This is a genomic window from Carnobacterium mobile DSM 4848 (genome assembly GCF_000744825.1).
Classification (GTDB): Bacteria; Bacillota; Bacilli; order Lactobacillales; family Carnobacteriaceae; genus Carnobacterium_A; species Carnobacterium_A mobile.
In genome coordinates this window covers 1-5,705 of the sequence record NZ_JQMR01000004.1, presented here as the reverse complement: position 1 = coordinate 5,705, position 5,705 = coordinate 1, and the positions used below count along the sequence as shown (strand labels likewise).

Here is a 5,705-nt window from a genome sequence, read left to right as displayed (position 1 = left end):
TTTTTGCTAATATAGTGCAATTGTCGACACCTTAAACTCTTATTTGTATTTAAAAAAATTATATGAATCAAAAAAATAACTATTGAATTTTATTAACATTAAGTTCACACTTATAGCGTATAGAAGATAAAATTAACTTTATACGTTTTGGGAAAGATAGTTAAAGTAATTTTATTTATATAATACCTAAAAAAATACATAAGGTGGTTCGTTATGAAAAAAAATTTAATTAAGTTTGCAACAGTTTTTATTTTGGTAAGTGGACTAGGTTTGTTATTCAGTTCTATAAATGCAGAGGCTGCAACAGCTTATCCAAATGGTGTTTATTGTAATAAAACCAAATGTTGGGTAGACTGGAATAAAGCACAGAGTGAAATTGGCAAAATCATAGTTAATGGTTGGATTCAAAATGGTCCGTGGTCTTAAAACTAGAAAGGAACTAATTTATGAATAACAATGAAGGAAAAATTATAGACGCCATTAGCAAAGCCTATTCAGATCCAGAAATAAAAAAAGACAGTGAGCTTTCTCAATCTTTATTTGACTCTGCTAAAAAGATTTCTGATGGTGATGATTATAGACTTGTTTGTGTAAAATTAAGTAGAAAAATCAACTCTTACTTAATGGCTAACGAATTTAAATCTCCTCAGACATTAACTGATTTAAACGCGATTGTTGGCAAAGAAGTTGCGAATTACAGAGGAGCTTCTTCTGTTAGTATGTGGGGCTCTAATCTCTTCTAAATAAAATTTGACTGTCCTAATTTATTAAAAAAAATACAATAGTATTAATTAAAATCCCAAACCGAAATTTAATAACATCTCACTAATTTCATCTTCATTAATCCTAATTAACGATTCGCAATTTTATTGCTGCTAAGACCAAAGACTAGCTACGTCTTTGGTCTTTTGTATAATTATTTTTAAAAAAACTTTGACCTGATAAGTTTATAGATACACTATTTCAAGCAATTTCATGTATTCATCTTGAGAATAATCGACAAAACCTAGAGTGCATTTATATAACTCTCCAAAAAATATTTACATAAATAAAAATAAAAAAGGTAGAGATCAAATTATTTTTTGATCTCTACCTTTTTTTACTTTTTAAACCACAAGAAAAAAGAAAAAAACGCAACACATTTGTCCTACGTTTCGCAGCACATGTGCAACACACAACATCTTTGAAACGTTGTCAGAACAGCATTTGTAGAAACATAAAAAAAAGGATAAAAACACTATTTTGACGTCCGTTACTTTCTTTAAGATTCGTCAGGCACAGCCTGACAAGTCAACGTTTTGAAGCAACGCGAAAAAACGGGCGACGCCGGAATCTCTTTATGCTCTTACCTAGAATCACCTAAATCTCAATTTATTTCCGCTACAATTTTTTCTGTTTTTGAATTTTCTTTTTTTTTTTTGATTTTTTTCAAATGAGTGTAACGAATTTTTAAAATTGCGGAGCAATTTTTCACACATTTCTTTAGCACAAACACGATATTTTTTTATCGTGTATAAGTGCGCCCTTTTATTTCGGGATCAGCTACAAATGACTTTTAAATTTGACTAATTTTGTTTTTTATTTAAAACTACAACAAGAGAATAAAATATTTAGGAGGACTTTTTTGAATAAAGAAATCTTTAAACAATCAAAATTTTACATAGCTATAGTTAGTTTTTTTGTTGCCTTATTTTATATTTCCCAAGAAGGTTCAGTTGCAATGTTAGGTAGTTTTTTTTGGTTCCTAATTTTTATAGTTAGTTTGTATAAAGCTAATAGAACTGTAAACCAAAAATAAATACAAACATTTTTATCGAGCAAAGCGACAACTAAAAAAAACACACGGAATCATTTTTATAAAGTGATTCCGTGTGTTTTTTTTAGTAAAGGTCATAGGAAAATCCTACCAAGAAAAATTTTTTTTAGGGTATGGCATGCCATACCCGTAGCTTGCCAATTTAATTATCGAGCTACGGATTTTTTTTATTTTAGCCGATATACCCACAGGGTGTGTAAGTGCGCCCTTTTCACTTCGGGACTAAGAACATTAGTTAATCCCTCTTGTATTATTCTATTTTGTAGTCAAAGCTAAAGTACCTTTGAATAGTTTTCCAGAAAAATAATTACATAAGTAAAAATAAAAAAAGCAGGGATCTTATTTTATCTTTTCGTTTTCTTTACTTTGAACTTCATTTCTATTTGTGACGAAATAAAGTAGTCCAACTAGTAAAGATGAACCTCCATAAATGAAACAAAAAGAGACAATATATTTAGCTGTTGCAGGGAAAATCATCCCAATTAATCCTACAAGGAACAAAACACCACCATATAAAAAAGTTATTTTATACTCTTCTTTTTTAACACTATTTTTCATTTTAAATTTAATTCCCTCCAACTGCTCGTATTCTTTAAAATAACGTCTTATAAGACACTTTAACACTTAACTGTATAATTAAGCACGTTTTGCTACAAAACCTCTTAAAACATGCTTAATTATCTTTTTAAGGCTATTTTTTCGCTCATTAACTTATAAATTGCTTGCTCCATGATTCTTTTAATCTGCTTTTGGGTATGTAGGGCTTGCCCTGCACGACCGAAGGGAGTTCTATACTTGTTTGATTCGTAGCTAAAATAGGCTTTAGAGCTCATTCATGACTTTTAAGTAGTTTCCCAATTGGTTCATTGCAAATAGAGCGGAGCGACTTCTTTTGACCTTATAAGATAGTCCTTAGCTTGCGGAGCAAGATTTCCTTTAACTGATCTGTCACTTGATTTTAAATTGTTATATGAGATAATAAAGGTACAAAAAGATATTCACGATAAAGCCAAAGACCAGCGGGGGGCAACCCACTGGTCTTTTTTTTCGCATTTTTTTATACGGGCAGGCTAGCTGTCAGTTTTGTCCTTGGAATCTAGCCATTTGATTATGCCATGGGCAATGACATTAATCAGGACTCCAAGTAAGACGTCAAAAAGTATATTCACAATAAAGCCTCCTTTCTTGCTGAAGAGTTCAGCTTAAAAAGGTGACAGCTAAATAAGTATAGCAGTTACTACTATTTTTTAACCAATACTTTTTTCTTCGCGTCCGCCTGCGTATTTATTATTTTTTATTAACTTTATTAACTTTATTAACTTTAAGGTCTCTATAAACACATATATACCAAAGGTTTATAGACTCTATTGAAAGTTTTTTATCCCTCTATTGAAAGTTTTTTATCCCTCTATTGAAAGTTTTTTATCCCTCTATCGAAAGTTTTTTATCCCTCTAACTATAAGCTTGAAATTAAAAACATATTCATATTGATTCGTTATGTAAGTTACGTTACTATTAACTTATAACTAATAAGGGGGTGCTTCTATGGCCGGTAGATTAAACAAAAAGGAAGTTCTGATTAGCAATGCAGATAGTATTAAAAAGAGCAATGAGCTATCAACCTCAAAACTTAATCAAGGTTTGACCTTGAACCAAATGCAGTTGCTGTCCTATGCGATTTATTCTACACAAAAAGATGGTTCGACAACTTTTATTAAGGCTGATTTCGAGAAGAAATTTGGCATTGAAAAATATCAAACTAAGCATGCAAAGGTTGACGCCCAAAGAATACTAAGTATTCAAGCAGGGTTGGAAGATTTAGAGAATGACTCATTCGAATACTGGAATGTTTTTAGGAAAATGAAATATGACAATGGCACCTTTACGTTTCTCTGGGATCCAGAAATCACACCGCATATATTAGACTTGAAAGATAGGTATGTCCTGACTGACTTGACTGTCACTGCGAAATTCAAAAGTGGTTTTAGTTGGACTTTGTACGACTACTTGAGAGGTTCATACGGCTGTTGGTATAAGTCTTTGACAAAAGATACTATCATGGAAATTTTTGGTGTCGAGGAAAAGAAAAGTTATCGTGAAAATACGGGACTTCTGAAAAAATATGTTCTCGATGTCGCGATTGCTGAAATCAATAAATTTACCGAGTTAGAAGTGAAGTATGAAGAGATAAAAAAAGGTCGTTCAATTACTGGATTCAAATTGATTTGGAGTGCTGGTAAAGGAATTTCAAAAGCTTCTCAGAAGCAAATTGATATATTAAATAGTATGGCAGATGTAGTTTTGAACGATATACTAATGTATGCAGAAATTAATGATAAAACAAATAGAGAAAGAGCTTTATCTATTATCCGAGATTTTCAGACAATGAGAGCCCGTTACTTAGACCAAGAAGTAGGATTAACAGCTGATCATTGTAGCAAACTTACTAAAAAAGCAAATGACGACTTAGAAGCTTTAAATTTTCTACTCAAAACGGAAGGGAAAGAACCACTCAATCCTAAAGTTCCGTTGTTTAATTGGCTTAAAAATTAATTATTTAAACAGGAGCGTATAAAATGAGTTACCAGTCACGAAAAAGAAAATCAGAGAATAGAAAAAAAATACAACTATTTTACAATTTAGTTAGACAATCAAAAGAATGGGCTATTAGCCAGTATGGTGTAAAGATTGATATACCTGTATTTTTAAATACTAAAAAAGAAGATTCTCTTTTAAAAAATAACCAATCTGGTTATATACTTTCTTCGTCTGAAGATGTTCCCCAAAAAATAGTTATTTCTAAAGATTTTTTAGAAAAGAATAAACCAATAGATATTCAAGGAACTATTCGACATGAATTTTTGCATTACATTGGGTGGAAACTTGATAAAGATTTTGACGATGGAGATGAGTGGTTTGAAAATCAACTTGCAAGAAACTTACTTTACAGCAACTATAATATCTTTTTAAATTATGCTCTATTGAGTTAAATTCAAGTTATTCTTTTAATCTATAAAATTTTATTCATAATAAGTAAAAATTATAGTTGTATGTATAGGATATAAACCTGTCCAGTAATAGAGAGAAGGCATAACAAGGAGAGTTAACATGAGTAAAAAAACAATCAAAGAATTAGCCGAAGAAATAGGTGTGAGTAAAACAGCAATTTCGAAAAAAGTAACAGAAACACAAAAGAAGAAATGGTTTACGAAAATCGGAAACCAGTTTGTGATAAGCGAAGAAGGTCAAAAAGTTATTAAATCAATGTTTATTTCGGATAAAGAAAAACAATCGCAAACTGATAAGCAAACTAGTTTCCGAAATAACGAAAACCAAGTTTACGACTCACATTTCTATCAAGAACAGCTTTTAGCTAAAGACAAGCAGATAGATATGCTTCAAAAACTACTAAAAGAACAACAAAATCTATTGGACCAGCAACAACGTCTTACCTTACAAACTAATAAGCAAATTGAACAATTGCAGTTAGAATCAAATAAAAAAGTAGAATATGATTCCAGCCAGACGGATCAATATGTTTCTAACGCTGCAACTGAAGAGAAAACCGAACCAGAACTGCCACAAGTAAAAAAAGGGTTGTTTAGTCGCCTATTTAACAAAATGTAATAGCTTATTATGTCGCATTTTAAAGTGTAATCGTGTATTGAATGAGTGTAAAGAAAAAGAACCCTATGGGAATAGGATTCGCGATACACGTTTTTATATAATTTCATGTATTAACTAAATATATAAAAAAGAAGGAGTATTTACTATGAAAAAAACAAAAAAAGAATTCAAAAAAAGAATTATACAAGATCTTATAGTCATAATTTTGGTAGTTTTTTTATATTTTGTATTTGATGGTTTTACATTCAAAAATACTTATTAC

7 protein-coding genes are annotated in these 5,705 nt (G+C 30.6%); 6 read left to right on the top strand and 1 reads right to left on the bottom strand.

From position 1 onward, the window contains the following. The first annotated feature begins 213 nt into the window (after positions 1-213). The 3 genes from BR87_RS12310 to BR87_RS13125 all read left to right on the top strand — a co-directional run bounded on the left by BR87_RS12310 (position 214) and on the right by BR87_RS13125 (position 1,798). Entirely contained in the window at positions 214-426 is a 213-nt protein-coding gene (locus BR87_RS12310) for a class II bacteriocin (RefSeq protein ID WP_035033529.1), read from the top strand. A 20-nt stretch (positions 427-446) separates the two neighbouring features. Beyond that, the gene (locus BR87_RS12305) at positions 447-743 is read left to right on the top strand and encodes a bacteriocin immunity protein (RefSeq protein ID WP_035033526.1); all 297 of its coding nucleotides are present in this window, start codon (positions 447-449) and stop codon (positions 741-743) included. 881 nt (positions 744-1,624) lie between these two features. Further along, on the top strand, positions 1,625-1,798 hold the full coding sequence (locus BR87_RS13125; protein ID WP_156959149.1) for a hypothetical protein: 174 nt from the start codon (positions 1,625-1,627) through the stop codon (positions 1,796-1,798). Positions 1,799-2,155: 357 nt separating this feature from the next. On the opposite strand, the gene BR87_RS12300 is transcribed toward BR87_RS13125, so the two are convergent. Continuing rightward, positions 2,156-2,374 carry a hypothetical protein gene (locus BR87_RS12300; RefSeq protein ID WP_244877087.1) on the bottom strand — a complete coding sequence of 73 codons (219 nt, stop codon included), beginning with the start codon at positions 2,372-2,374 and terminating at the stop codon, positions 2,156-2,158. A gap of 987 nt (positions 2,375-3,361) precedes the next feature. Between BR87_RS12300 and BR87_RS12295 the strand changes: the two genes are divergently transcribed. The 3 genes from BR87_RS12295 to BR87_RS12285 all read left to right on the top strand — a co-directional run bounded on the left by BR87_RS12295 (position 3,362) and on the right by BR87_RS12285 (position 5,443). After that, positions 3,362-4,369: a replication initiation protein gene (locus tag BR87_RS12295; RefSeq protein ID WP_035033521.1), complete on the top strand. Its 1,008-nt coding sequence runs from the start codon at positions 3,362-3,364 to the stop codon at positions 4,367-4,369. A 23-nt stretch (positions 4,370-4,392) separates the two neighbouring features. After that, positions 4,393-4,806 (top strand): SprT family zinc-dependent metalloprotease, encoded by a 414-nt coding sequence (locus tag BR87_RS12290; RefSeq protein WP_035033519.1) that lies wholly within the window; start codon positions 4,393-4,395, stop codon positions 4,804-4,806. 118 nt (positions 4,807-4,924) lie between these two features. Continuing rightward, positions 4,925-5,443 (top strand): hypothetical protein, encoded by a 519-nt coding sequence (locus tag BR87_RS12285; protein WP_035033517.1) that lies wholly within the window; start codon positions 4,925-4,927, stop codon positions 5,441-5,443. The last annotated feature ends 262 nt before the right edge of the window (positions 5,444-5,705 follow it).